Genomic DNA, 23,793 nt, shown 5'->3' on the forward strand with positions numbered 1-23,793 from the left:
AGAGCCGCCAGATTGGCAGCTCTATTGTTCATTATTTAGTATTGGTGGTTAACTCAACTTCCATATTGCCACGGGTTGCTCTTGAATAAGGACATGTCTCGTGAGCTGCTTTTACTAATTCTTCTGCAGATTCTTGATCAATATCCGGAATAGTTACAAATAATTTAGCGCTAAGTCCAAACGCGCCATCTTCTTCTTTACCAATTGAGACTTGAGCTTCAACAACCGTATCTTTTATTTTTATTCGCTTCATTCTAGCGACCATATTAAGCGCGCTATCGAAACATGCTGCATATCCAGCTGCAAATAGTTGTTCTGGATTAGTCGCTTCTCCTCCCTGTCCACCAAGCTCTTTAGGCATGCGCAAATCCATGTTGATCACACCATCTGTCGATTCTACTTTACCTTGACGTCCACCGTGCGCAAGTGCTGTTGCCGTGTATAATGAATTCATTTGCTATTCCTCCTGTTATTTAAGTTGTGCACAATTTAATTTTACAAAACTTAATATACGATACCTTTCTCACTTTGTCAACTAACTGAAGTTGACATGTTTAACGATTCAGGATAAATTGATTGTGCACAACTTAATTCGAAGAAGGTGTTCATAATCGAACGGAATGACCAATTAAAATTAGAAAATCAGCTTTGTTTTTCTGTCTATGCATGTTCAAGGGAAATTACTAAGATGTACCGTCCTTACTTAGATAAGCTTGGAATTACGTATCCTCAATATCTTGTATTGCTTGTTTTATGGGAGCAGGATGAAACAACAGTGAAGGCGCTTGGTGCTGAACTTTATTTAGATTCTGGGACACTTACACCATTACTTAAAAGAATGGAGGATTCAGGCCTTATTAAACGCGAGCGATCAAAAGAGGATGAGCGAAGAGTGATGGTACGATTAACGACCAAAGGAGAAGAGTTAAAGGAAGAAGCATCGATTATTCCTGACGCCATGGCAGCTAACAGCGGTTTGTCAAAAGAGGAATTTAAGAAAGCGTTAACTGGCTTCCAACAATTACTTGATCATATTCATACTGTAAATGATAAGAAGTGAAGAATGATTGATACATGATAGGAGCATTGGGGTATGCGGTACTTCTCCATCGTGCAGTGTTAATAGGCCTCGAACCAAGAAACGGAAACAAAGACCCGAATCAGCTGATTCGGGTCTTATTATATACGTAGCAATTCTATGTGTATAATCAATGAACAATCGTCTTTTGTTTATTATATAATTTAATTGATAATTGAATGGAACTTTATAGGAGGCTTGGTCGTAGTAGATGGTAAAAGGTATTAAGGAGGTTACCACAATGAAATTCAAACTAATATTGGTAGCGCTGCTTGTTTTTATAGTACCTGCTTGCATTCAGTGGGAGGAAGGCGGCCAAAATACGCCTGAAGAAGCTGTGGTTACATACGATCGAATAGAAGATGAAGAGTTTTATGAAACATATGAAGTGAATGATGAGCTTGCGTTAGTTTTCTTGAAGGGAACGAATATTGAAGAAGCTATATGGGCGGCAGAAGTTCATTTTGTTAAAGACAAGAATTTATGGAGCGTACGATCTATAACGAATATGCAGGAACCATCTGATGATTTTGGTACGTTTAAGCGGATGTCTCTTAGTAAAGATGAAGGGTATAGCGTTGGTTATGTGAAAGGTGAAATCGAAGAGAGCGTTAATAACGATCTTGAAACGTATCATGTCGTCAAAGAACTAGAAGAGTATAATGGATGGAAGATTTGGTTTAAAGAAACCTCTTAATGATGTAGTTTGAAACTTTCCTTAATGGAGGACGTGCGTATGCTGCCAATTTTGAAAACGGAACGACTCATTTTGCGCGAAAGGACCATGCGAGATTTAGAGTTTTGTATCGAAATGGACCGCGACAAAGAAGTTGTTCGTTACGTCGATGGACCTTGGGATGACGAAATCAATCACAGAGCGTTTGTTACGAAAAGGATTAAAAATGTGTACCCAAAAGGTATGGGGTATTGGATGATTGAAACGAAGGATCAAGAGATTATTGGCTGGATGTTGCTAATTCCAGTAGATGCGATAGGACCAGAAATCGAAATTGGCTGGCGTCTGAAACAAGAATACTGGGGGAGCGGTTATGCCACTGAAGCTGCAAAACCCTTAGTACAACATGCATTTGAAACCACCGGAATTGAAGAAATTGTTGCTGATATTCATCCGAGTAATAAGAGCTCGATTCATGTTGCTGAGAAAATCGGCCTCACATTTGAGCGGTTGCAGTATGAGGAAAGTGGCATTTTCCATAGGTATTCAATAAATCAAGAACAGCACAAAACAAAAGAAAAAAGCCACGCTTCCATTTAGAAGTGTGGCGTAAGCAAATCATATTTTAATAGACTTTGTCACCATTGAAAATTGAGTTCTTCACGACAACATAGTCGACATGGCGAAGGGCTTCAAGGTTATCTCCACCTGCATATGAAATTGCAGATTGTAGATCTTGTTCCATTTCCACAAGAGTGTCTTGAAGCGAGCCCTTATGTTCAACAAACATTTTCTTGCCTTCTACGTTCTTTTTCTCACCTTTTTGAAATTCGGAAGCTGATCCAAAGTATTCTTTCACGAGTTTCCCGTCACGTTCCGTAGTTTCTCCAGGAGATTCTTCGTGTCCTGCAAATAGTGATCCGATCATCACCATCGAGGCACCAAAACGAATGGATTTTGCGATGTCACCGTGAGTACGAATGCCTCCATCAGCGATGACTGGCTTACTTGCTGCTTTTGCACACCAGCGTAATGCAGCTAACTGCCATCCACCTGTTCCAAATCCTGTTTTAATTTTTGTGATACAAACTTTTCCTGGTCCGATGCCCACCTTTGTTGCATCTGCACCAGCATGCTCAAGCTCTCTAACTGCTTCTGGGGTACCCACGTTTCCAGCGATGAGGAAACTTTGTGGTACGTGCTTCTTGATATGTTTGATCATCTGGATGACTGCTTCAGAGTGACCGTGTGCAATATCGATCGTTATATAGTCTGGAATAAGGTTTTCGTCTGCTAATTGTTCAACGAAGCTGTATTCTTCTTCCTTCACTCCAATACTGATAGAGGAAATGAGGTCACGATCCTTCATTTCTTTAACGAAGGAAAGGCGTCGCTCTGGTTGAAAGCGGTGCATGATATAGAAATAGCCATTTTCAGCTAAAAACGTTGCGATCTTTTCATCTATAATCGTCTGCATGTTGGCAGGTACGACTGGAAGTTTGAATGTATGCTCACCAATTGTAATCTTTGTATCACATTCGGATCGACTGTTAACCACACATTTTGCAGGAATTAATTGAATATCTTCGTAATCAAACACATTTTCCATGAAACACACCCCTAAATACGAATAATTTATCATTTTCATTTATTAATGTTCGTTCAATACATAATGTACATGAGATCTGTTACCATGTCAAAACATAATTGAAAAAATTGGAGGGATTTTCTTGATTAGAAAAGCGATTGATTCTGATATCGAAGTCCTCGCCCATCTGATGGGTGAGCTTGGGTACCCAACGAGTACAGAAGAGATGGAAATACGGATGGGCGTTATTTTTGAGGAATCATCCAATCATACGTATGTATTTGTTAGAGACAATGGAGTAGTAGGTATGATTGGGTTTATGCACTGTTACCGATACGAGAACAGTGATTCTTATATTCGAATAAACGGATTTGTCGTTGACTCTGAATCTAGAGGAATAGGAATCGGTAAAGCACTTTTGCGATTTGCGGAAAGCTGGGCACGAGAAAGCGGTGCGACAATGGTTACGTTAAATAGTGGAAATCGGACTGAGCGAAAGGCTGCACATGCATTTTATGAGCGATGTGGGTTTGAAGGAAATGCTACTGGATTTTATAAGAAGCTCTAGTTTGTTTGAGCCGAGCGAGCACCTTCTATAAGTTCTTATTCTCGTCCTAAACGAATATAGTTTACTAGTATTCGCTACGAGTCCTGCTTGAAGGGAGAGGACGGTTATTCAACAAAAATCGAACTTAGTTGGTGATTATCCGGTAGTATTTGTGCCTGGATTATTTGGTTCAATGGGGGACGAAATCATCCCCGGAACGGGAGACTGGCATTTTGGACTTGCAGGTATCGTGTACAAACCATTCGTCAAGTTACTTGAATCAGAACTAGGGTTAAAAGAAGGAGAGAATTTCTTCGTTGCGTATTATGACTGGCGGAAACCGATCGAGCATTCTGCACGTCGTTACTTATATGATACGATTCAGCACGCAAAAAAAGTAACGGGAAAGAAAAAGGTCGCTGTCGTGAGTCACAGTATGGGTGGGTTAGTAAGTCGGTCATACATTGAAAGCAACTATTATAAGTTTGATGTGAGCCAGCTAATCATGATGTGTACCCCGAACGCTGGATCACCTCCTAATTTCAGCTACTGGACAGGTGGTAGCTTACCCGGTGAATCGGGGGAGAAGATCAATCTTGTTCGACTTTATATGGATGCTTACCTTTGGCTCCTACCGAGAGTTACAAACATGAGTGAAGTTAGTGCGATTCATGAGTATTTTAAAGGACTTAAGGATATTACGCCAGGGGCTGCTTACGGTAATTACCTTTTTATGAAAAATAGTGGTGGGGAGTTTGGGGTCGTTCCTTATCAGTCGATGGAAACAAAAAACAAGTTTCTCGATGTGTTAAATAAAAAGCGAGAGGTTGTGAAGAAGCGACATATCCCGATTACTCTCATTGGGGGCATTGGTGAAGAAACGATACGCTATTTAGAAATTGAGCCTTCTGACTCATCCGATATTTGGGTGGATGGAGAAGTAACGGGTTCATTGAAAACGGAGCTAGGAGATGGAAACGCGACGTTAAGCAGCGTATTCTCAATCGAAGGAGATAAACATATTTTAGAAGGAAGCCATAATGAAGTACTATACAAAAGCTTACCGCTCCTAGCGAACAAGCTCGGTCGATCATATGAAGAGAAAACCTTAGACTACCCTTCTTTCGATGAGTATTCCTTAATCATCCTAAAAGGAAGGGGTCATATCAAAGTAAAAGAGAAGGGGGAACATTATAGCCAGTTGGTGAGACCTGACACATCAACATCTATCGATCACCATTTGTCCGTCGTACGGATTAAACAGATGTCGTGTCTCGTAGTCTCTCAAGAGTTTCTTCGCTCTCACACGGTTCATTTTGTTCCTCACGAATTGAAAGATGTTGATTACATTCTCATTAAGAAGGGAAGCAGAACGGAAAATCATATTCACGTTAGTTCGAAAGATCCGCTACCGGTTAATGGGTTACTAACGCTGCATTAACGAGAAAACCACGGGCTAGCCCGTGGTTTTGTTCCGTTCGATTCCTATATAGCATGCGATCGCTTCTCGCATGTACGTAGCAAGGCCCGCTCCATACTTATCGATGTTCCGTTTGAATCGATCATTCTTCACATACAGATCTCCAAGCTTTTGAAACTCCTCAAGTGAGTACATTCCATTAAAATTGTCAGATAAGATATGATACCATTCGTCGATGATGCTTTGTGTTTCAATGGACTCAGGTGGTAAATCAGAAAGATGAACGAGTTTTTTGTAGATCATCTCAAGCGACGTTGTTAACTCTCTTTTTTCGGTTTTTGATAAATGGTTCAACCTCTGTTTCCTCATCTTCTGATTTCGTTCTTCATAGTGATGCAGGAAGAACGCAATCGCTTCAAACTTCCCTTTCTTAGGCATGATAACAACCTCCATTATAAAATAAGGAGTTTCGAAATATTATTTTAAAATATATTCTCCGGTTTTTGTAAGTATGCCTCTCTACTGACAACAGGAAGGATATTCGTAGAACGCTTATTAAATTTGTGGAAATTAACAGATTTCTACTTAAAAGTAATGTAATATTATTATTATAAACTACCCAATTGTATTTACTGATGTAAAGACATTATTTCCACTCTATAATAGAGGTTCGTAATTTGTAGAAGTGAGCAGAATTCAATATAGAATGGTGAGAAAAGCTTTCTATTCAAAAAAGGCGTTTACTTAGACGATGGATACACCTCTGGATAAGAGAGAAAGCGGATTTCTTCTATCCATTATTATTGTTATACTAGTAAGAAAGTTCTGTATAGTGTGCATTTTAAAATAAATTAAAAGAGGGATGAGGTTATGATTGCACAAAATCAATTAATAGACTACCTCGACCAAAATTTAGACGAATACCTTACTATTTGGAAGCAGCGGATCCGAATATCCGATGATGACATTTATAAGGATAAGGTAGTCGCAAATGGCAAATTAATGTATGAGCTTGTGAGAAGGAATATCGTGGAGCCAATCGGTGACGAAAAAATTGCTGAACTTGCAAAGAAAGTGGCGAAGCAGCGTGTTGAAGCAAATATCAATATTGGCGATTTTATATATAACGTTAATTTAGGGAGAAGTGTGTTGTTTAATCACATGACGAATTCTGACCTATCGTCAAACGATCTGCAGCCGATTCTCGAGTCGTTAAATGAGTTGTTCGATAAGTTCGCCTATCATGCCGTTACGGAATACACCAAAATCAAACATGATGAGTTACAGGAGAAAATCTCATACATAGACGAAACTCATCAAGAAAAGCTATCGATTTTAGGACAAATGTCATCGAGTTTTGTGCATGAATTTAGGAATCCATTAACAGCAATCATGGGGTTTGTAGCGATATTAAGGAAAGAAAATCCTGAAATGAAGTATCTTGATGTCATTGATCATGAATTAAAGCAGCTGAATTTTCGTATCTCTCAGTTTCTCCACGTATCAAAGAAAGAGATCGATGGTGTAGAAGAAGAAGAATTTGAACTGAGCGATGTATTCAATGATATGATTGATTTCATTTATCCGAGCGTTGTGGACGTTGATGTTCATATTTTGAATAATATTCCTAAGGGATTACGGATTTTTGGACAAAAAGATAAGATTCGTCAAGTTCTTTTGAATATTGTTATGAACTCGATCGATGCTTTAAAAGAAATTAAGAAAAATCGAACGATCGAGCTTATTGGGGAGAAGAAAAAGGGTGAGATGATGCTTCACATTACGAACAATGGACCAGTAATACCGGAGAAAAAGCTTGATACGATCTTTGAACCGTTTTACACGACGAAAGAGCTTGGTACAGGAATTGGTCTATATGTTTGTCAGAAGATCATCCAAAACCACAAAGGGCAGATTTCATGTAAGTCTTCAGAGAAGGAAACGACATTCACGATCACATTGCCAGCTGTTTAAACGGTATTTGTGTTAAGTCTGGTAAAGGTAAATTGGGTAAGCAGTGCAGGGGCCTATCCGTTAGGTGCTCCCGTTTGTATTTTGGAGTGGGAAGGGATTATACTTTCCTTATCATGTGGAGTGCAAACGGAGGGAAGAAACGTGATTACAAAGAACGGTGGTAAGCTAAGTAAATCTTATTTCGTATCGTATCTTAATCTAGTGATGAACGCTAGAGCTTGTTCGGTAGATGAAGCGCATGCGTTCGCATTTAAAGAACTCTTTCATAACGATCAAGAAACGTATGGTATGGCTACGTACAAGGAATTTAAAAAGGCGTACATTGAGCTAAAAGGTGCGGGGGAAGAGCAACTGAACGAAGACTGAAGACAAGAAAGGACAGGCGCGGTGCCTGTCCTTTTTGAATTAAAGCATTGTATATTCGTCGTGCTTTGCAACAACACGTTTTTCTTCATCTTCAGAGACTTCATGCCATTCGGCTACAATCGTGTTGTTTAAAATGCTTATAACTTTTGCTTTGCGATTATCAATTTCTACATCACTACCGATTTCTGGGAGTATAATATCGTTCTCTACCTCCACGTAAAATCCCTCTTTTCCATTTAGAGTAGATACTATAATAACATAAATTATTTCGCATTCCTAATCATCTGGAAGATTTTTATCGTAAAGGTTATTGTTTTTTAGATTGCGCTTTCATAAATTGGTGGAATACTCTAATCCCAATCGCCATATAGTGAAGAATAGCCTATTCTCTCCCCCCTCTTGAAGAGGGGCTTTTTCTTTATATAATGGAAAAGCTTCTGTACTTTTGTGTACAGAAGCTGTTTGTGACCTTAGTAATTTCTGTCACGTCTGTCTTGACGTCTTTGCTCGGATGGTTCTTCATCCAAATCTGGCTCTTCTTCATCCATGTTGTTTGGAGTGTCACGCTCGTTCGGTTGACGAATATCGCGTCTGTTCATATCCATATCGTTATCTCTGTTGTTATCATAACGAACTGGATCGTAGTTTACATCTTCTGGCTGCTGGTTCATATCGTCTTGATCTGTATTACAAGCAGCAAGTGAGCCAGTAGATAGAGCGGCTACCATTGTTAATACGATTGCTTTCTTTTTCATATTTCTTCCTCCTTTAATTTTTATGGAATCGATTCTTAATATCACCAAAGAACCAGATTTTACTCTTCAAAAAAGGAGGGTTTTTTTGTTAATTTCTATATCTTTAAAAATGATAAAGAAATGGTGAGGTTAGAATGAATTGAGATAGCGTCTCATATCATATAAAGCATCTGAAAAGAGGTGGATTGTGATATGGAAGAGGAGAACCTCCCATTTTGTGCGCAAACAAACGATGTTGCGCCATTATTTCGAGCTGAAGCCTACGAACCGAACGAAAAAGATATTGTGCAGATTAGTCTTGAAGATTATCGAGGTAGTTGGGTCATCCTGTTTTTCTATCCGAGCGACTTTACATTTGTTTGACCGACAGAATTAGCAGCGGTCGCTGCTATTTATCCTGAACTGAAGAGCCTTAATACGTATGTATTTGGAATTAGTACTGATAGTGTTTACTCTCATAAGGTCTTTACAGAAGTATCTCCTGCTGCTGCAAAAATTCAATATCCTCTAATTAGTGATCGCAATCATCAGATAAGTAAATCGTATCGCGTTCTAGAGGAACAGACAGGTACAGCTTTAAGAGGTACGATCATCATAGATGCACTTGGTATGATCAAGTCAAAAATGGTGTATCCATCACAAATTGGACGGAACTCATTTGAATTACTAAGACTGATTCAAGCTCTTCATTATCACAAGAAGACTGGAAAAGTGGTTCCAGCGAATTGGATGCCAGGACAAGAGGGTATTACGGTCACCATCGAGGATATTGGTCGACTTTGAAGGCAGCAGCTCTTTTTGCTGCTTTTTCGAGTTTAGACTGCAAAGACATGGGACTGTTTATGTCTAGATCAAACGGGGATAACTGAAGTAAGGGAAGTTTTTCCGTGAGACTATCTTCCTAATACAAGAATTTAGTCCTAAAAAAAGACAAATTCTTTCAAGAATATGATTTAATAGAAGTAGTAGATGGAATAAGGCTGGATAATCATTACTGAATATGGAATAAAACGATACACGAATCTTCGAACACATTTTCTTAGTTCAATTCACCACAGATTAACTGACATACTTCCTTACTACGGCTCGTTGAGAAACCATCACAACGTAAATTTGCAGAAAAATTTCACTTTTGTGTTAAAAGTATATTACTTTAATGTTACAATTGCATTACTATCACCAAATGAAAGTGTGGCTAAATTATGTGTGGTTTTGTTGGAGTTTTACGTACGGAACCAAAGAAATCGGGTTACAATTCACAATCAGATTTTGTGAAAATGAATCAGATCATTAATCATAGAGGACCTGATGATGAGGGGTATTATACTGATCATCACGTATCTCTTGGATTTAGAAGACTTAGCATCATCGATATCGAAAGCGGCCATCAGCCGTATCATTATGAAAATGAACGATATTGGATGGTTTTTAATGGAGAAATTTACAATTATATCGAGCTTCGCGAACAGTTAAAGAAACAAGGAAAAACGTTCGAAAATGAATCAGATACTGAAGTCGTCCTTGTATTATTCTCGGAAAAAGGTGTCGAATCGTTCGCTGAACTGCGCGGAATGTTCTCTATAGTAATATGGGACAAACAAGAGAAAACGATGTACGGAGCTAGAGATCACTTTGGTATTAAACCTCTTTATTATAAAGAGGGAGATCACGATATTATTTTTGCATCAGAAAAAAAGAGTATCACACTATTACAGAACTATGAACAAGTCGATGAAGTCTCCTTACAGCATTACTTAAGCTTTCAATATTCACCAGAGCCTATGACATTAACGGAAGGCATCAAAAAAGTTGAACCTGGTAACTATTTTGTGAAGAAATTAGATGGTCCACTTCAGTTTAAGCAATATTTCCATGCCACGTTCAATCCAGTTATGACTTCGAATGAGGATCAGTGGGTAAAGCGGATACAAGACGTATTACTCGATTCAGTTAATGTACATATGCGAAGTGATGTACCTGTTGGCTCATTTCTTTCTGGCGGTATCGATTCCTCGATCATTGTGTCCATGGCAAAGAGAATAAACCCAAATATTAAGACATTCTCAGTCGGTTTTGAGAGAGAAGGATATTCTGAAGTAGACGTTGCGAAGGAAACGGCTCAAAAGCTTGATGTAGACAATTATTCTTATATGATCTCTGCCAAAGAATACATCCAAAAGCTACCGAAGATCATGTTCCATATGGATGATCCTCTTGCAGATCCTGCTTGTGTGCCGCTTTATTTTGTTGCTAGAGAAGCTCGGAAACATGTTACAGTCGTTCTTTCAGGGGAAGGAGCAGATGAGCTATTCGGTGGGTACAATATTTACCGTGAGCCTGATGCGCTACGAATGTTCCAACCCGTTCCTAAAGGACTGAAACAGATGATTAACCGAGTAGCAACCGTTCTACCGGAAGGAATGAAGGGGAAAAGTTTTCTTGAGAGAGGCTCAACGGATCTTTCTAAGCGATATATAGGAAATGCTAAGATGTTTGAAGAAAAGGAGAAATCAAGGCTTCTGAGAACGTATCATCCAACCGAAACATACCAGAAGATTACAAAGCCTTTTTATCAGACTGTCGCTTCCGATCATCCCGTAAATCAAATGCAGTATATTGATATTCAAACGTGGCTTCGAGGAGATATCCTTCTTAAAGCAGATAAGATGACGATGGCAAACGCACTTGAATTACGCGTGCCTTTCTTAGATAAAGAAGTCTTTAACGTAGCAAGAGAAATACCTGTACATGAGAAGATTGCTGACGGAACGACGAAGTCTATTCTTAGAAAAGCAGCGCGTGGTATAGTACCTGACCATGTCCTCGATCGCAAAAAGCTAGGGTTTCCAGTGCCGATTAAACATTGGCTTCGACATGAGCTTTATGATTGGGCAAAACAACTCATCCATGTAAGTGAAACGGATTATCTCATTGATAAGAAGGTCGTATCAGAGCTGTTAGAAGCTCACGTTCAGAAGAAAGGTGACTACTCGAGAAAAATATGGACGGTGCTCGTCTTCATGCTCTGGCACCAAATCTTCGTAGAGCGAATTTATTCGTTTGAAGAGTTACAAATGGAAGATGAAATTGAAAGCAAGATCGCCGCTTTTGGATAAAAGAATAGATGGAGACATCTCCATGAGAAAAGACTGCTGTTCAAAAGACAGCAGTCTTTTTTATACTTGTGCTGAGATTTTAGTTTTCCATTTTATGACCTTCATCACCGCTCTGTCCAAAACGTTTCTCGATTTTATGAAACTCCTCTTCATGACCTGTGTAATAGGCGAGACTATATAGCTTTTCTAGTAAGTAGTCACGATCTAAATCATAAATGAGTTTCTCGTCGATATGGTCCATCGTATTCTTACCAAATTCCCATACTTCCTTTAATTTGTCTTTTGAGATCGATTGGGATACAAGACTTAAAGCTAAAATGATCTCAGAAATAATTAGATAGTTTTCACCAGCATAGTGTCGAATGTACCCGTAACCACGGTATAGGTAATAGCCAAAGTTCTCAGATTCCATGACCACCCTTACTTGACCTTCTTTATCAGCAAGGTATGGGGTGAATGTAATATCTTTTTCAACTTCTAATAGGAGGTCAGCCATTTGATGGATAATCGTAATCGCTGTCTTCGGGTCATTGTTTCCGAGTGATTTTACGCCAATCTCAGAAAGTTTTGTCATCCCCATCTTAATATCTTGAATCTCTGTTTCCTTATAACCGATCTCAAGTAGCTCATGATACTTATTAACATCAACATCTTTTGCTCCACTGCCCCAGAATGAAAAGAGTGAGGTGCCTCTCAAAACGTAATCTCCTACTTTTTTATGGTATTGAATCATGATATTATCTTTTTTCGCTTCTTTAATCATTTTCCTGAAGTCAATCAATTGAATATACCCAGATTCAAGGGCGAATGCTTCCGTTTCATTTTCCCTTTCATCCTTATCGTAATGAACAGGTTTTTCGCTTCTGAATTCTTCGAGCTCATCTGAAAGAGAGGTTCTCACGATCGAAATGGACTCATCCTTCATATTCGTAGCGATATTATGTACCTGCATCCAGCTTGTCGCATGGTTAATGAACAAAATAAATGTCATCACCGTTATAAATGCTAAGGCGAACGTGACGGCAGGAATGACGACGAAATTCTCTTGTGATTGACTTGTTAGTAATAGGAAAGTAACAAGAACATATACGAAGCTTCCGTGGAAAATCCCTACAAAATGTTGAGTGGTTCGGTCCGCGACGAAATTCAAAAGCATGCGTGGAGAGAACTGGCCGCTAAACGTTGTTAACACAACGAGTACGGAGTTTAATGTGAACGCACTGAGTGTTAAGATTCCACCGATCAAAGAGCTTACGAGTAATCTTGTTGGTTGAACACTCGCATGCATAAGTTCAGGCGTGAACCTAGATATGTCGACTGACAAATCTAGAAAGAGGGTGACCCCTGCGAATAGGATTGCACCAAGAATATAAATTGCTGGCATATACCAAAGAGTGGATTGGAGTTCATGCTTACGCACTCTCCTAGGCATATCAAAATATTTCCGCAGCTGCCAGGGTAGGAACTTTTTGAACATGGCTGTGACTCCCTTCAAACGATTTCTATAGCGTTTTTCCCCTGGTCTACCGTCATAAAACGCAAATTAAGGTTTTTGTTTATTTTGCTTGTTTGTGAAAATCCCATACTTGTGGAATTTATTTTCCCTTTTCATGTAAAAAGCGGATAAACGATTAACCATTCGGAAAAATTAATACGTGAATTACCATGAAACGTTCGAAGGTTGAGATAGTTGGGTAGGTGGAAATATGCCAGTTGAAAAAGCAATCCTTTATATCATGTTTGTAGGTGGAATTTTGTTCTTTTTCTATAGCTTACGTAAACCTCCTGTTAAGGATTGGCTATTGGCCTTTTTTATTACTGGTTATTTTGCCTTAATTCTCGGAGTCATCGTAGTGGAAAGTGGCATGCTATCTTATCCTGTGACGATTTTTCCTTATTTTGATAGTAGCCCGTTGTTTGAACTAGTGCTGTTTCCCGTTTTAAGCCTGCATTATTATCAAACAACCTATCATTTTTCTTTCAAAGGTTATTTATTAAAGGGGTTTATGTATACGACGATTATGACGGTGATTGAGTTTTTCCTAGAAAAGCACACAGATTTGGTCCACTACATAACCTGGAAATGGTATTACACATTTATCAGCGTTTATATTTTCTTTGTCTTGATTCGATGCTTATTGCAACTCATAAGTAAGCTACCGAACCATGAACAAAAAGAAACATCCTAGACCGCTCTAGAATGTTTGTTATGATCGTTCCTCTTGATTATTGAAGCGTGGGAATCATCTACCTTACTTACATGATATGTACCAGGTATGGAATTGGCATGGACGAGCAACCTGATGAAACTGTCACGAATGTATGATTGTGAGAAATAAATTAAATACTATCTTCATACCAAATCGAGTGGGGGGTCATACCATGATCAAAAAAATAAAAGGGTGTCTAAGTGTTTTGATGGTTCTAACACTTTTTGCGCAAGCACCTATTGCAAGCGCACAGCAACCATCCTATGCTGAATGGGGAAAGATAGCGATTCAGCAAACGAAAAAGCAGTACCCAGAACAGAACGTTACGGAATACACATATGAAGGAAAAGTGTTTATTTCGGATGAACGCCATCAATATAACTTTGACTTCACATTAGAATCCAATGGTGTAAGCAAGAACGTTCGCGTATATGTGCTAGTGAACGAAAAGAAAGATGAACTGATCGACGTTTACTTTGACGATATAGAAGAGTTTTAACAAAGGCAGCCGGAAATCACTCCGGCTGCTTTTTCAGTTGGGGAAGAAGGGATTTGAACGTATCAGGAGAATTATTATCTATTGCCAATAGAGATAAAGGAGAGAGACGAATGAATGTGGTTAAAAGCAAGAGGGAGATACGTGAGCTCTTATCAAATTTCAAGAGAATCGCTGATTATGATGCTACTGGTAAAAAATACTACATTGTTTTTGATGATTATGAGCGTGAAGGACAGTGGACTCTGATGAAATATGATGATGGCTCTTATACGATTCATGGAAAAGGGAACACCTATTGTGATAAGGAAGAAAAAGTTGTCTCGACTGAAGCGTTACAGAAGTTGCTATGGGAAAATAGGAAAGCAGTTAATAAGGTTATTAGAGAGGTCAATGAAAAAGCGTTGACGGTATAGATTAACGCTTTTTTAGATTGTTACTATGCTCAAAAATGAACAAGCAAGGTGCAGAGAATTCGTTCCGTTTTCTGTTATGATAAGTCTTTAGAGAAAATCAAACGTATAGATTTGAGGATTTGTCATGATTGGTGTATTCGTCGATATTATTGTACCTGTATTTATTTTGATTGGGATCGGTGTGCTCCTTCACCGTATTTTTCAGCTAGATCTTTATACGTTAGCGAAAGTGAATATTTATTTTATTGTTCCTGGCTTTATCTTTCTAAAGCTATATGAAACGACGTTCTCACTCACGTTGTTTCTTTCTGTTTTGTCGTTCTTTTCCTTCTTCGTAGTCATGTTGTACGTCATCTCACTTATCGTAAGTAAGGTGTTTCGGTATAGCAGAAGCGTGAAGGCTTCCTTCACAAATAGTATTCTCTTCTATAACTCTGGGAACTACGGGGTACCTGTAAATGACCTTGTATTTAAACATGATCCGTTCGCAATGTCGATCCAAGTGATCATTCTTACGTTTCAAAACATCTTAACATTTTCTTGGGGAATCTTTGCACTGAAAGCGGTCGATGGAAATAAGCTGAACGCAGTTCTTGGGTATTTCAAAATGCCTGTCCTTTATGCGATGGTGTTTGGAATAAGCCTTAATATGTTGAATGTTGATGTTCCTGAATTCGTATTGATTCCAGCTGATTACATTGCTGACTCAATGGTGGCGATCGCACTTGTGACGCTCGGGGCACAGGTGGCACAGCTTCGTTTTGCAAAGAATCTTTCTGTTGTGTACGTGAGCTTGTTCATTCGATTGCTGCTAGGCCCTGCTATTGCGATCGGTCTTATTTATACGCTTGGCATCGACGGTATTATCGCGCAGGCGCTCTTGATTTCTTCCGCTATGCCGACAGCAGTGAACAGTGCGATCATCGCTCAGGAATATCAGAATGAGCCAGAACTGTCTGCTCAAATCGTTCTTGCATCTACCGTCTTCAGTATGCTTACCGTCACGATGGTCATCTCTACTAGTAGACTGTTGTTTTAAGCGTTCAGAAAACATTTTTCTTGACGAATGATACGTCTTGATCTAAAGTTGTAAGTACAAATGAACGTTCGAAGGGGAGTAGCTTTTACGGTAAAGTCGTCATTACAGAGCATATCGCTCTCGGCTTTATTGGCAGCGTTAGCTGTTAGCAAGACCTTTACCGTCGCTTTGGTAAAGGGTTCCCACAAGGATAACCTTTGCCATAGTGGCGGAGGTTATTTTTGTTTTGCACATGCAGAAAAGGAGTGAACAATATGGCTGCAATGATGAAACGAGCGAGGTTGATCTTCAAAGTGAAGAAGTTCGTCCCATTTTTGTATGAGTATTTTACTTCACGGCAGGTCGGTAAGAAAAAATGGCTATCACTTGCAGTAATCATCGGTTATTTTGCGCTTCCGTTCGATTTAATCCCAGATTTTCTCAGTATCTTTGGGATACTAGATGATGTTATGATTCTGACATTCATCCTGCAACATGTTGTGAAACAAGCTCCACAAGAGCTCAAGGACAAATATGATTTAGACTATTGACACTATTCTATATATTCTATACTATTGAGATAACAATTTATCGTTTCTCCTAAAGGGGAGTAGCTTTTACAATAAAGTCGTCAAGACAGAGCGGATGCTCTCGGCTTTATTGGCAGCAAATTGCTGTTAGCAAGACCTTTACCAGACGGTGGAGGTCATTTTGTATGACCTTTACCATAGTGGTAGAGGTCATTTTTAATTGTACGGTAAGTTGTTGATAATCTATAAAAAACTAAGAACGAATTAAGGGAGATAAAAATGAAAAAAAACCTATTCTCAACTAATAAATCAATGTCATTTAAAGACCTTGTAAAGCAAAATAAAGAAGATCTTCTTCACGATAAGAAAGAAATGGATCGGATTGACCGTCAACTCGATGAAAAGTATGATCGTTTTCATCGAAAATCGGTCGTTAAAGGGGGGAAATAGAACGTGCTCCTTCGTAAATCAATGTGCTTGTTAGGAATTGGAGCAGCAAAGATCGATTTGATTCTTGAGAAGCTTACTTTCAAGCGCGGTGAACTTGTTGTAGGATCGTTCGAGATTATTGGAGGAACGATTGAGCAACGAATCAAGCGCGTAGAATGTGATCTCCTCTATATCGATCACGCGAAGAAAACTTCTCGCGTTGTTGATTCTGTGACCATCCTAACAGTGAAAGACATACGAAAAGAACAAAAAGTGACGATTCCGTTCTCATTTCGTATTCCTGAAACCATTCCAGAACCCCAAAAGCGTACCTCTTACAAATTTACGACTCGCTTAGTGTTCAGTGAAGGTGCGAAAAGCGTAGATCAGGATCAGATCGCCATTCAAATGTAAAAAGGAGGGGGCCACTATTGGCTCCCTCCCTTGAAACGGCGCTATGCAGATTGCCGTGAACGAAACAATTCCTCCACAAACGTGATTCACACGCCTTCCAATCAACTACCTCTACGTGTGAAACCTCATTGAAAGTTTCCCAAACCATAATTCCAATCAGAGTAAATGACTTTTTCTATATGGACACATACCTTTACGTAAAATACTCAAGTTTTGCATCAGGAAAGAATCGATCGATGTAGCCTCCAAGCGTTTCTTTCATGTCCTCTTGCTCGTCTTTCTTATACACGTATTTCCCTATCCCGTATTTGCCCCACTTCCACTGCCTTTTTTCTTCTTCCATCTCAAGCTTTGACATCGGATAGTTCTTTTCAATAACGCGCTTTGCTGGTTTCGTGAATCGGTGCTGGATGAGTTCGAACGTTAAGTCTTTTGTTGCGCTCTTTGGGAGTTTTGCTTCTAGTTGCTCAAACAATTCAAGATACCCCTGTTTCCAATCATCATATAAATAGATAGGCGCTATGATGAAACCAAGAGGATATCCTGCGTCGGCAACTTTTGCGGCCGCTTCAATACGCTCATCGAGCCTTGAAGTACCTGGCTCAAGAAATTTAATCACATAATCGGCGTTCATGCTGAATCGAAACCGAGTTTTTTTGTTGTGTTCTGCATCGAGAAGATGATCAACATGGGCAAATTTCGTCACAAAACGAAGCTTCCCATATTCTGATTTTCCGAAATACTCAATAGCGCTTTTCAGCGTGTGTGTTAGATGATCGATCCCGACGATGTCAGAGGTACAAGATGCTTCAAACCTCGTCTGTTCTGGTGCGCGTTCTTGCATATATTTCTCAGCAGCATCAAAGATTTCATCTGTATTCACATACGTCCTTATGTAGGGTTTACTTCCCATTGTCGTCTGCAAATAACAATAGTGGCAGTGTCCCATACAGCCTGTGGCAAAAGGGATGGCATATTCTGCTGAAGGTTTTGATGTATCAAATTTCAGCGTTTTCCTTACTCCTACAACAAGTGTGGATTTTGCGACACGATACTGCTGAAAATGGTTATCTCCCGGCAGGTTTCTTACCTGGTTGTGCGAGGTGGTTTCACGAATTTCGATTCCCATCTTTGTGAACTTTTCTTTTAACTGACGACCGAGAGGGTAATCAGTAGCACGCGGTTCCATATAGACGAGCTGTGGTACAAACGGTTTAACCAATCGAGTTCCTCCTTTCTTTACCCGAAATACGATTCGTAGGCTTGTTGAGCTTCTGTTTCTGATTGGTAGATCGCCATATCGGCATTCAATGGATAATACGTTTCATACAAAAAAAGTGCCAGTTGCCCTGGATGCTCAGGGTCGTTCACAACAGCTGCTTCTTGTATATTGGCCACGTTATACGTGTGTGGATTTCTGTACATGACATATACGATATCGCCTGCTTGATAGTGATTTGGTTCGTTTAGATCCATCTTATTCCCTCCTTTTATCCTATCTTCATTGTGCCTAGTAAGAGGAAATTGTTGCAGAAAAAAAGATGGTAAATCTTGTTAGGGTGGAGGTGTCGTACAGATTAAACGGTTATTACAGAAAGCCCTTTTTTAACATCTTTTTATTTCTCCTTACATATAGTGTTCTGTTGACTCAAAATGGAGGAGGTGCGTGAAGGCATGTTGAAAACCATCAAGAAATTGCTGCCTTCACTAAGCTTTTTTGACAAAAATTTATCCCGTTTCAAACTCTATCGAAAAATGCGAGGGGGCGAATGGTACAAAGTGTCCGATCGCGTTGTGCCAAAGCATAGCCTCTGGATGAGGAACGTAAACCCAGACCCAGATTCGTATTATGTATGGAAGAAAGAGACCTACTAAAAAAACGGGCATTTGAGCACATAGCTCAATGCCCTTTTTTTATGTGTCAACATATGATGTGAAAAAACGGGTGGTGACAGGCACGAAATGAACAAAGAAGAATTCACTAAACAAGAGGGTAGTGTCTTTCCTGGTAAAACGTATGTAGATGCATTATTGAAGCCCGTATTCTATGATCAGCGCGATTACTTATTTCAAGCGATGTTTCAAATTCATAGAGCTCATGTAATCATGTTATCTGAACAAACGATCATCAAGAAAGAGGATGCGAACATCATCCTCGAGTGCATCAACCGAATTGGAGACATGGACGTGAGTTCGCTAGACTACTCACCAGACTTTGAAGATTTGTTTTTCATGATGGAATCAAAAATAAGTAAAGATATTGGCCCTGATTTAGCATGTATGATACACATCGCTAGAAGCCGGAACGATATGGGCGAAGCGATGTATCGAATTGTTCTCAGAGAATGTGTTCTCTCACTATTAGAAGACATGATAGATGTCGAGGAAGCGTTGATTCAGCAAGCAAATGAACATCTAAACACAGTCATGACGGCTCACACTCATACACAACCAGCGCAACCGACGACGTTTGGGCATTATTTACTAGCGGTATTCGATGTGCTTGATCGGGACCTTAATCGATTTTGGAGTGCGTTTCATTGCATTAACCTTTCACCGATGGGTGCAGCGGCGATCACGACAACGGGTTTCAAGATTGATCGGGAGCGAGTTTGTGACCTGCTTGGATTTGATGGATTGATGGAGAATTCTTATGATGCGATTGGTGGAGTTGATTATCTCTTAGAACCTGCCACTTCAATTTTAGCTTCAATGACAAACACAGGGAGATGGATCAACGATTTTCTTCGTCTTGCAACCGTTGAAATTGGAATCGTGAAGGTGGCTGCTCCTTACGTGCAAATAAGCAGCATTATGCCACAAAAAAGGAATCCTGTGTCAGTTGAACATGCTCGTGCACTAGCGAGTAGTGCTGTCGGTGAAGCGTTAAGCGTGATTCAAATGATTCATAACACACCGTACGGAGATATCGTTGATACAGAAGATGATCTTCAACCACATCTCTATAGAGGGTTTGATAAAGCATCTCGTGTGTATCGCTTGATGAACGCAGTGGTTAGAACGATGGAAGTTGACAAAGATCGAGCAGAAAAGCAGGCATCAGAAAATTGTATCACCATCACAGAATGTGCTGACGTTCTAACGAGAGAAAAAGGCGTTTCTTATCGTGAGGCATATAAGGTTTCAAGTATCATCGCAACAACAAGCGTTCAAGATAACCGTGAACTTTCGGATTGGAATGTAGCTGATGTGAACGAACTATTGAAGAAGAATTTAAGTGAAAAAGTCGTGTTGACGAAAGAAGAGTGGGAAGGAATTGTTTCTCCCAAAGTGTTTGTTGAAAGACGAAGCGTTCGAGGTGGACCGAACCCTTCTGAAGTGAAAAGGATGATTGAGGATCGAAAAGGTAAGTGGAAGAATCATAAAGAGAAGTGCGAATCGTTAAGAGCTCACTTTATCCATAAGGAGAACGTTTTAAAGCATTTTAGACATTAAGTGACAACAATCGGGTGGTGACAGGCACCGCGCAACACGAAGGAGGTATGTGAAGTGGATGCTAAGGAAATCATCACATTCATAAAAGAATTAGAGCGGCTTAAGGATACGACGAGGTCTGCATATACGAAGAAGGGGAGAAGAGAAAGTGTTGCTGAACATTCTTGGAGACTTGCGATGTTCGCACTTGCCTTAAGTGATGAACTGAAAAGTCTCGATATGAATAAAGTCATCTCGATGTGCCTTGTTCATGATCTTGGAGAAGCATATGATGGAGATATTTCTGCGACAGTTAAAGTGAATCATGATAAGAAAGTCAAGAAGGAAGAAAAAGGTGTAGAGCGGTTAACGGACGCATTGCCTCCAGAGAACCAGGATGCTATCTTGGCCCTTTGTAAGGAGTACAACAAAGGTGAAACGGATGAAGCGAAGTTTGTTAAAGCGCTCGATAAGATGGAAACGATTATCCAGCACACGCAAGGAACAAATCCTCCAGGGTTTGATTACACGTTTAACCTTACTTATGGAAAAGAATATGAGCTCAATGATCCATTGATGAAGAAGATCAGAAAGCTTATCGATTTAGAAACCAAAAAGAAGATCGATGATAACACGCCCTAAGAACGAGTATCCGAGTGAATACTCGTTTTCTTATGCCTCGAAATAAAAGTGTTCGCGTCTCATTTTTCTGAAATGTATGGATATCTCTTTCGGGGTTGCGAATTTAAAAAATGCAGGTAAAATAGACGCGAGGTTTTTGAAGCAAATGTTTCACATCATACTTGGACTTGTGGAACATATCATTATAGTAACCTGACTTACTCCTCGTTTTGAGGAACAATACATGTCAGAAAGGGGAACAAAAAACAATGAATCGCACAGTGGTCTGTCCATGTGAAGGAATTGTCGAGAAAGTTTACGTGAACCATGCATCAAGGGTGTACGAGTGGGAGCCGATGTTTGTTATTCGCGATGGGCAGGGCAACGTTGAAGATGTCATACTTAACGTAAGTGGGCAAATCTCTGAACTACACGTACAAGAAAACGATCGAGTGACGTCTGGAGTCGTTCTTGCATCGATTAGGGAAGATGATTTTGTAACAGGGAGCGATTGATCTTACGTTTTAAAGCCGGCATAGCCGGCTTTTTGTGTAGAATGAACACTCTTAGTGTGGTATAAAGAAAACACAAGGAGGGGTGCATGTATGCTTCAGCCATTTCTGTACAATCACCATCTGAACGTCATACGTGAGCAGGTAGATGTCTTATTATACAATGTTAGTCACCTTGTTGATGCTGATGTGAAAGATGCGGTAAGACATAATGTCGCTGATAAATTACTCGGACTTTTTTCTTCACTTTCTGATGAACAAGCTTCGTTCATTAATGAGATTCGTTATTTAAATGAATCAGAAATCGGAGGTTTTCTTGAAAGAGTAGAGAATGCTGTTATTCCTTTTCCTGAGATAGCGAATCAACAAGTGGAGAAACTTTTTACAAGAAGTAAGAAAGTGACGTTACCTTTTAATCATTCGAGAACGTTAACGTATCTAGGTTGGAATGATATACGTTCTAAACGAAAGTATCTGATCTATCCAATCAATGGTGTACTCATAGGTATCGAAGGCACATATCGAATTCTCAACCAGAGGACAACCTGTTATTTGTGCGGCCGGTACGGGGAAGTGGCGCATGTTACCTCAGAAGTGTATGACAAGGGAGAGTATCACACGATTGGCCATTATATATGTGTGGATAGCAATGTATGTAATGAGCACATCAAAGAGACCGCCCCATTAGAAGCATTTTTTATGAAAGTTTATAATAAACAGTTGAATGCGTAGGCTAAAAAAGACTCGTCCCTATCTTTTCGATTAGAAAAAGGCGGCGAGTCTTTTTAGTATGCTAATTGGAAAAAAGTTTTATATCTTTTTAGGTTCAAAGGCTTGCTAGAAGTTAAATTATCTTGTAAAGTACTCCATAGATTACATCTGAGAAGGACAAATGTTTTTGTTTGGAGGACACTATGAAGAAGATTGGACTACTACCACGAATACTCATCGCTATTGCTCTTGGTGTGTTAATAGGAGCATTTCTACCAGAATGGACAGTACGTTTATTCGCTACATTCAACGGTATCTTCGGGAATTTCCTTGGGTTTGCTATTCCGTTGATCATCATTGGCTTTATCGCTCCCGGAATTGGAGAAATCGGGAAGGGCGCAGGAAAACTGATTGGGATCACGACGACAGTTGCTTACCTGTCTACTTTTCTAGCAGGCTTGCTCGCATTCTTTGCTGCACGTAATTTGTATCCGATTTTTCTTGAAACCGGTGGCGCAGCATCAGAGATGGAGAACCCTGAAGAATCTCTCCTAGAGCCATTCTTTCAGGTAGAGATTCAACCGATGATGGGTGTGATGACAGCACTAGTTCTAGCATTCACGCTCGGTTTAGGAATGGCTGCCATGAAGGAAAACAAGCTCAAAGGTGTCATGGTTGAATTTAGAACGATTATCGAGAAAGTGATCAGCTACGTTATCATCCCGTTATTGCCGCTTCATATCCTTGGTATTTTCGCGAATATGACGAGTGCAGGTCAGGTGCAAACGATTTTAAGCGTGTTTGCAAAAGTTTTTGTTATGATTATTCTTCTTCACCTGACAATGCTCATCATTCAATATAGCGTGACGGGTGCAGCGACTTCACGAAATCCATTCAAATTATTAAAAGGGATGGTACCAGCCTACTTCACAGCGCTCGGTACACAGTCTTCAGCATCGACGATTCCAGTAACGCTCAGACAAACGAAGAAAAATGGTGTGCGTGAAAAGGTAGCAGACTTCAGCATCCCGCTCCTTGCTACGATTCATCTTTCAGGAAGTACGATCACGATTGTTTCATGTGCGATGGCCGTCATGTTACTGAATGGACAAGATCCAACGTTCGCTTCGATCACGCCATTCATCTTGATGCTTGGAATCACGATGATCGCAGCTCCTGGTGTACCAGGTGGCGCGGTGATGGCAGCGATTGGCCTTCTAGAAAGCATGCTAGGCTTCGATGCGACGATGGTTTCTCTTATGATCGCACTTTACCTTGCACAAGATAGCTTTGGTACAGCAACGAACGTAACCGGGGATGGTGCATTAGCAGGGCTAGTCGATCGATTAACGTCGAAAAAGAAGAACGTTCAGCCTGTTGCAAAAGCGAATTAAGTGTTTTATGGAAAGCAAGCTCAACTCGAGCTTGCTTTTTTTATATCGATAGACTCATTTTTGTTCTAATTGCCATAAGTGAGATGG

28 protein-coding genes and 1 pseudogene are annotated in these 23,793 nt (G+C 39.9%); 21 read left to right on the forward strand and 8 right to left on the reverse strand.

Annotated features, from left to right (window positions below; translation table 11 throughout):
* Positions 1-31: 31 nt before the first annotated feature.
* On the reverse strand, positions 32-454 hold the full coding sequence (locus LCM09_RS09675; protein ID WP_224881019.1) for an organic hydroperoxide resistance protein: 423 nt from the start codon (positions 452-454) through the stop codon (positions 32-34).
* 153 nt (positions 455-607) lie between these two features.
* Here LCM09_RS09675 and LCM09_RS09680 point away from each other — a divergent pair, with 153 nt between their 5' ends.
* The 3 genes from LCM09_RS09680 to LCM09_RS09690 all read left to right on the forward strand — a co-directional run bounded on the left by LCM09_RS09680 (position 608) and on the right by LCM09_RS09690 (position 2,354).
* The gene (locus tag LCM09_RS09680) at positions 608-1,060 is read left to right on the forward strand and encodes a MarR family winged helix-turn-helix transcriptional regulator (protein ID WP_224882908.1); all 453 of its coding nucleotides are present in this window, start codon (positions 608-610) and stop codon (positions 1,058-1,060) included.
* A 259-nt stretch (positions 1,061-1,319) separates the two neighbouring features.
* Positions 1,320-1,775 (forward strand): hypothetical protein, encoded by a 456-nt coding sequence (locus tag LCM09_RS09685; protein WP_224881020.1) that lies wholly within the window; start codon positions 1,320-1,322, stop codon positions 1,773-1,775.
* A gap of 39 nt (positions 1,776-1,814) precedes the next feature.
* Positions 1,815-2,354, forward strand: coding sequence for a GNAT family N-acetyltransferase (locus tag LCM09_RS09690; RefSeq protein WP_224881022.1), 540 nt, complete (start codon positions 1,815-1,817; stop codon positions 2,352-2,354).
* Between the two features lie 25 nt (positions 2,355-2,379).
* Here LCM09_RS09690 and guaC read toward each other — a convergent pair whose 3' ends face one another.
* Entirely contained in the window at positions 2,380-3,363 is a 984-nt protein-coding gene (gene guaC / locus LCM09_RS09695; RefSeq protein ID WP_224881024.1) for a GMP reductase, read from the reverse strand.
* 121 nt (positions 3,364-3,484) lie between these two features.
* Here guaC and LCM09_RS09700 point away from each other — a divergent pair, with 121 nt between their 5' ends.
* The gene (locus LCM09_RS09700; protein WP_224881026.1) at positions 3,485-3,910 is read left to right on the forward strand and encodes a GNAT family N-acetyltransferase; all 426 of its coding nucleotides are present in this window, start codon (positions 3,485-3,487) and stop codon (positions 3,908-3,910) included.
* 172 nt (positions 3,911-4,082) lie between these two features.
* Positions 4,083-4,961 (forward strand): annotated as a pseudogene (locus LCM09_RS09705) (lipase family alpha/beta hydrolase); the annotation flags it as partial.
* Positions 4,962-5,345: 384 nt separating this feature from the next.
* Here LCM09_RS09705 and LCM09_RS09710 read toward each other — a convergent pair.
* On the reverse strand, positions 5,346-5,747 hold the full coding sequence (locus LCM09_RS09710; RefSeq protein ID WP_224881027.1) for a TipAS antibiotic-recognition domain-containing protein: 402 nt from the start codon (positions 5,745-5,747) through the stop codon (positions 5,346-5,348).
* A 432-nt stretch (positions 5,748-6,179) separates the two neighbouring features.
* Between LCM09_RS09710 and LCM09_RS09715 the strand changes: the two genes are divergently transcribed.
* Together LCM09_RS09715 and LCM09_RS09720 are read left to right on the forward strand one after the other, a co-directional pair.
* On the forward strand, positions 6,180-7,283 hold the full coding sequence (locus tag LCM09_RS09715) for a histidine kinase N-terminal domain-containing protein (RefSeq protein WP_224881029.1): 1,104 nt from the start codon (positions 6,180-6,182) through the stop codon (positions 7,281-7,283).
* Between the two features lie 141 nt (positions 7,284-7,424).
* Positions 7,425-7,649, forward strand: coding sequence for a hypothetical protein (locus LCM09_RS09720; protein WP_224881031.1), 225 nt, complete (start codon positions 7,425-7,427; stop codon positions 7,647-7,649).
* 39 nt (positions 7,650-7,688) lie between these two features.
* On the opposite strand, the gene LCM09_RS09725 is transcribed toward LCM09_RS09720, so the two are convergent.
* Entirely contained in the window at positions 7,689-7,865 is a 177-nt protein-coding gene (locus LCM09_RS09725) for a hypothetical protein (RefSeq protein WP_224881033.1), read from the reverse strand.
* 254 nt (positions 7,866-8,119) lie between these two features.
* A complete protein-coding gene (locus LCM09_RS09730) occupies positions 8,120-8,404 on the reverse strand; it encodes a hypothetical protein (protein WP_224881035.1) in 285 nt (94 codons plus the stop codon).
* 192 nt (positions 8,405-8,596) lie between these two features.
* Between LCM09_RS09730 and LCM09_RS09735 the strand changes: the two genes are divergently transcribed.
* Together LCM09_RS09735 and asnB are read left to right on the forward strand one after the other, a co-directional pair.
* Entirely contained in the window at positions 8,597-9,187 is a 591-nt protein-coding gene (locus tag LCM09_RS09735) for a peroxiredoxin (RefSeq protein ID WP_224882910.1), read from the forward strand.
* 419 nt (positions 9,188-9,606) lie between these two features.
* Entirely contained in the window at positions 9,607-11,520 is a 1,914-nt protein-coding gene (asnB, locus tag LCM09_RS09740; RefSeq protein WP_224881037.1) for an asparagine synthase (glutamine-hydrolyzing), read from the forward strand.
* Between the two features lie 79 nt (positions 11,521-11,599).
* Here asnB and LCM09_RS09745 read toward each other — a convergent pair whose 3' ends face one another.
* Positions 11,600-12,997, reverse strand: a complete 1,398-nt coding sequence (locus LCM09_RS09745; protein ID WP_224881039.1) for a DUF2254 domain-containing protein — start codon at positions 12,995-12,997, stop codon at positions 11,600-11,602.
* Between the two features lie 229 nt (positions 12,998-13,226).
* On the opposite strand from LCM09_RS09745, the gene LCM09_RS09750 reads away from it, so the two are divergent.
* The 7 genes from LCM09_RS09750 (at position 13,227) to LCM09_RS09780 (ending at position 17,033) form a co-directional block, all read left to right on the forward strand.
* Entirely contained in the window at positions 13,227-13,709 is a 483-nt protein-coding gene (locus LCM09_RS09750) for a CBO0543 family protein (RefSeq protein WP_224881041.1), read from the forward strand.
* Between the two features lie 193 nt (positions 13,710-13,902).
* Positions 13,903-14,229, forward strand: a complete 327-nt coding sequence (locus LCM09_RS09755) for a DUF3889 domain-containing protein (RefSeq protein WP_224881043.1) — start codon at positions 13,903-13,905, stop codon at positions 14,227-14,229.
* A gap of 110 nt (positions 14,230-14,339) precedes the next feature.
* The gene (locus LCM09_RS09760) at positions 14,340-14,642 is read left to right on the forward strand and encodes a hypothetical protein (protein WP_224881046.1); all 303 of its coding nucleotides are present in this window, start codon (positions 14,340-14,342) and stop codon (positions 14,640-14,642) included.
* A 124-nt stretch (positions 14,643-14,766) separates the two neighbouring features.
* Positions 14,767-15,681 (forward strand): AEC family transporter, encoded by a 915-nt coding sequence (locus tag LCM09_RS09765; RefSeq protein ID WP_224881048.1) that lies wholly within the window; start codon positions 14,767-14,769, stop codon positions 15,679-15,681.
* Between the two features lie 254 nt (positions 15,682-15,935).
* A complete protein-coding gene (locus LCM09_RS09770; RefSeq protein ID WP_224881050.1) occupies positions 15,936-16,211 on the forward strand; it encodes a YkvA family protein in 276 nt (91 codons plus the stop codon).
* A 258-nt stretch (positions 16,212-16,469) separates the two neighbouring features.
* Positions 16,470-16,640 (forward strand): FbpB family small basic protein, encoded by a 171-nt coding sequence (locus LCM09_RS09775; RefSeq protein WP_224881052.1) that lies wholly within the window; start codon positions 16,470-16,472, stop codon positions 16,638-16,640.
* Positions 16,641-16,661: 21 nt separating this feature from the next.
* A complete protein-coding gene (locus tag LCM09_RS09780; RefSeq protein ID WP_224881054.1) occupies positions 16,662-17,033 on the forward strand; it encodes a sporulation protein in 372 nt (123 codons plus the stop codon).
* Between the two features lie 193 nt (positions 17,034-17,226).
* On the opposite strand, the gene splB is transcribed toward LCM09_RS09780, so the two are convergent.
* Positions 17,227-18,255 (reverse strand): spore photoproduct lyase, encoded by a 1,029-nt coding sequence (gene splB / locus LCM09_RS09785; protein ID WP_224881056.1) that lies wholly within the window; start codon positions 18,253-18,255, stop codon positions 17,227-17,229.
* Positions 18,256-18,272: 17 nt separating this feature from the next.
* Positions 18,273-18,509, reverse strand: a complete 237-nt coding sequence (locus LCM09_RS09790; RefSeq protein ID WP_224881058.1) for a transcriptional regulator SplA domain-containing protein — start codon at positions 18,507-18,509, stop codon at positions 18,273-18,275.
* Between the two features lie 486 nt (positions 18,510-18,995).
* On the opposite strand from LCM09_RS09790, the gene argH reads away from it, so the two are divergent.
* The 5 genes from argH to LCM09_RS09815 all read left to right on the forward strand — a co-directional run bounded on the left by argH (position 18,996) and on the right by LCM09_RS09815 (position 23,706).
* Positions 18,996-20,489, forward strand: coding sequence for an argininosuccinate lyase (gene argH, locus LCM09_RS09795; RefSeq protein WP_224881059.1), 1,494 nt, complete (start codon positions 18,996-18,998; stop codon positions 20,487-20,489).
* A gap of 54 nt (positions 20,490-20,543) precedes the next feature.
* Entirely contained in the window at positions 20,544-21,110 is a 567-nt protein-coding gene (locus LCM09_RS09800; RefSeq protein ID WP_224881061.1) for an HD domain-containing protein, read from the forward strand.
* 248 nt (positions 21,111-21,358) lie between these two features.
* On the forward strand, positions 21,359-21,604 hold the full coding sequence (locus tag LCM09_RS09805; RefSeq protein WP_224881063.1) for a biotin/lipoyl attachment domain-containing protein: 246 nt from the start codon (positions 21,359-21,361) through the stop codon (positions 21,602-21,604).
* A gap of 90 nt (positions 21,605-21,694) precedes the next feature.
* Positions 21,695-22,333: a FusB/FusC family EF-G-binding protein gene (locus LCM09_RS09810; protein WP_224881065.1), complete on the forward strand. Its 639-nt coding sequence runs from the start codon at positions 21,695-21,697 to the stop codon at positions 22,331-22,333.
* Positions 22,334-22,515: 182 nt separating this feature from the next.
* Positions 22,516-23,706, forward strand: coding sequence for a dicarboxylate/amino acid:cation symporter (locus LCM09_RS09815; RefSeq protein WP_224881067.1), 1,191 nt, complete (start codon positions 22,516-22,518; stop codon positions 23,704-23,706).
* Positions 23,707-23,793: the final 87 nt, after the last annotated feature.

The sequence above is a fragment of the Guptibacillus algicola genome, assembly GCF_020171805.1.
GTDB lineage: Bacteria > Bacillota > Bacilli > Bacillales > Guptibacillaceae > Guptibacillus > Guptibacillus algicola.

Coding starts and splice junctions, on each gene's coding strand:
- LCM09_RS09675 (WP_224881019.1), bottom strand. CDS start 454: ATGAATTCATTATACACGGCAACAGCACTTGCGCACGGTGGACGTCAA.
- LCM09_RS09685 (WP_224881020.1), top strand. CDS start 1,320: ATGAAATTCAAACTAATATTGGTAGCGCTGCTTGTTTTTATAGTACCT.
- LCM09_RS09690 (WP_224881022.1), top strand. CDS start 1,815: ATGCTGCCAATTTTGAAAACGGAACGACTCATTTTGCGCGAAAGGACC.
- guaC (WP_224881024.1), bottom strand. CDS start 3,363: ATGGAAAATGTGTTTGATTACGAAGATATTCAATTAATTCCTGCAAAA.
- LCM09_RS09710 (WP_224881027.1), bottom strand. CDS start 5,747: ATGCCTAAGAAAGGGAAGTTTGAAGCGATTGCGTTCTTCCTGCATCAC.
- LCM09_RS09715 (WP_224881029.1), top strand. CDS start 6,180: ATGATTGCACAAAATCAATTAATAGACTACCTCGACCAAAATTTAGAC.
- LCM09_RS09730 (WP_224881035.1), bottom strand. CDS start 8,404: ATGAAAAAGAAAGCAATCGTATTAACAATGGTAGCCGCTCTATCTACT.
- asnB (WP_224881037.1), top strand. CDS start 9,607: ATGTGTGGTTTTGTTGGAGTTTTACGTACGGAACCAAAGAAATCGGGT.
- LCM09_RS09745 (WP_224881039.1), bottom strand. CDS start 12,997: ATGTTCAAAAAGTTCCTACCCTGGCAGCTGCGGAAATATTTTGATATG.
- LCM09_RS09750 (WP_224881041.1), top strand. CDS start 13,227: ATGCCAGTTGAAAAAGCAATCCTTTATATCATGTTTGTAGGTGGAATT.
- LCM09_RS09755 (WP_224881043.1), top strand. CDS start 13,903: ATGATCAAAAAAATAAAAGGGTGTCTAAGTGTTTTGATGGTTCTAACA.
- LCM09_RS09760 (WP_224881046.1), top strand. CDS start 14,340: ATGAATGTGGTTAAAAGCAAGAGGGAGATACGTGAGCTCTTATCAAAT.
- LCM09_RS09765 (WP_224881048.1), top strand. CDS start 14,767: ATGATTGGTGTATTCGTCGATATTATTGTACCTGTATTTATTTTGATT.
- LCM09_RS09770 (WP_224881050.1), top strand. CDS start 15,936: ATGGCTGCAATGATGAAACGAGCGAGGTTGATCTTCAAAGTGAAGAAG.
- LCM09_RS09775 (WP_224881052.1), top strand. CDS start 16,470: ATGAAAAAAAACCTATTCTCAACTAATAAATCAATGTCATTTAAAGAC.
- LCM09_RS09780 (WP_224881054.1), top strand. CDS start 16,662: ATGTGCTTGTTAGGAATTGGAGCAGCAAAGATCGATTTGATTCTTGAG.
- LCM09_RS09790 (WP_224881058.1), bottom strand. CDS start 18,509: ATGGATCTAAACGAACCAAATCACTATCAAGCAGGCGATATCGTATAT.
- argH (WP_224881059.1), top strand. CDS start 18,996: ATGAACAAAGAAGAATTCACTAAACAAGAGGGTAGTGTCTTTCCTGGT.
- LCM09_RS09805 (WP_224881063.1), top strand. CDS start 21,359: ATGAATCGCACAGTGGTCTGTCCATGTGAAGGAATTGTCGAGAAAGTT.
- LCM09_RS09810 (WP_224881065.1), top strand. CDS start 21,695: ATGCTTCAGCCATTTCTGTACAATCACCATCTGAACGTCATACGTGAG.
- LCM09_RS09815 (WP_224881067.1), top strand. CDS start 22,516: ATGAAGAAGATTGGACTACTACCACGAATACTCATCGCTATTGCTCTT.